The sequence below is a fragment of the Streptomyces ureilyticus genome, assembly GCF_011045025.1.
GTDB classification, from domain to species: Bacteria; Actinomycetota; Actinomycetes; order Streptomycetales; family Streptomycetaceae; genus Streptomyces; species Streptomyces ureilyticus.
On record NZ_JAAKZX010000451.1, the window covers coordinates 1 to 1,489 of the forward strand.

Sequence of the window (1,489 nt, forward strand, 5' to 3'; positions counted from 1 at the left end):
CTGCGCGGGCTGCGCGGGCGCGCTGCGCGCGGAGCTCCACGGCGTCGAGGAACAGGCCGATCGCGGTCTCGAACTGGTCCTCTTCGTCGATTTCCGCGAGATAGGGGGCGACCTGTGCCAGGTTCGGGTACCGCTGTGGCGAGGCCGTCAGGTACTCGCGGCGCCAGGCCAGCCGGTCGCCGTCCTGAGCGGCCTTGTCCAGCACGTTGAAGGAAGCCTCGAAGGCGCCGGCGGCGAGTGCCGTATCGGCCAGCACCCGGTAGTACGAGGCCGCTTCGGGTCCCTGGAGGCCGGCCTCGAGCAGGGCGCCGATGACGACGTCGGCGCCCTGGAACTCCGGCTCGCGCCGTGAGGTGCGGGCCGCGACCAGGACGGCCACCCCCGGGTGCCGCAGGCATGCGGCACGGATCCGTCGGGCGAGCGACGCGAGGGTCTCGCGCCAGCTTTCCGACGGTGCGAAGTCGTGCAGGGCATCGCTGACCAGCCGGGCGGCCAGGCCGAGCAGCAGGTCGTCCTTGCCGCGGAAGTGCCGCAGGACGGCTGTGTGGTCGGCGCCCAGATCAGTGCCCAGCCGACGGAAGGTGAGTGCCTGCGGACCGTCCGTCTCGATCACCGCCATCGCGGTGTCCAGGATCAGATCCGGGGTGAGGAAAGCTGCCGGACGCTGCTTCCGCCGCGCGGGAGTGGCTCCTGCCGATTTGGTCTTCGCGCCTGTCATGGCCGTCATCTTATCGACGGCGTTGTCAACGATGGTCCTCCCGCAGATGGCCGGCCACCGCCCGCAGTGCCGTGATGGACTCCGCGTCACGCGAGGAGTCGTCCGCCGTCGGCCACGCGCTGGTCTTGACGATCACCACGTCGGCGTCCGGGTCCACGTACAGGTACTGGCCGTGGATCCCCACCGCGGTGAACGGACGCCGCTCGCCGCCGAGTGTCCACCACTTGTTGCTGTACCCGTAATGCGGGTAGCCACTGGGGCCCAGCGCGCCGACCTCCAGGTGCGGCACCCCGCGACCCCGGCTGCGCGTCACCCATTCCTCGGGCAGGATGCGCTGCCCGTTCAGCTCTCCACCACGGGACATCAGCAGCCCCAGCCGGGCCATGTCGCGGGCGGTGGCATTGAGCGAGCCGCCGCCGATCGCGGTACGCGGATGCTTGCGGGTGAGCCAGTAGTACGCGTCGTGCTCAGCGCCGATGCGGCTCCAGAGGCGCTCCGTGGCGTACTGCGCGAGAGAGCGGCCGGTGGCGGACTCCAGCACCCATCCCAGGACCTGGGTGTCGATCGTCGAGTAGCTGAACTGCGTGCCGGCCTCGGTCGCACGCTCGGCCGAGGACACCACCTCGTGCAGTGAGCCGCCACCTGTAGCGGCCTTGGCGAACCGGTTGATCAGACTGTCCCGAACGGTGTAGTCCTCCACCAGGTCACCCACCCCGCTGCTCATGTCGAGCAGATGCTCGATGGTCACCCCGTCGAAGGCGGAGCCCACCA

General features: G+C 70.1%; 2 protein-coding genes. Both read right to left on the reverse strand.

Going from position 1 to position 1,489, the window contains the following annotated elements; translation table 11 throughout:
• Positions 1–718: TetR/AcrR family transcriptional regulator (locus tag G6048_RS48060; RefSeq protein WP_235991160.1), on the reverse strand; the 718-nt coding region annotated here is incomplete at its 3' end.
• A 25-nt stretch (positions 719–743) separates the two neighbouring features.
• On the reverse strand, positions 744–1,489 hold a 746-nt coding region (locus G6048_RS48065), incomplete at its 5' end, for a serine hydrolase domain-containing protein (protein WP_165345891.1).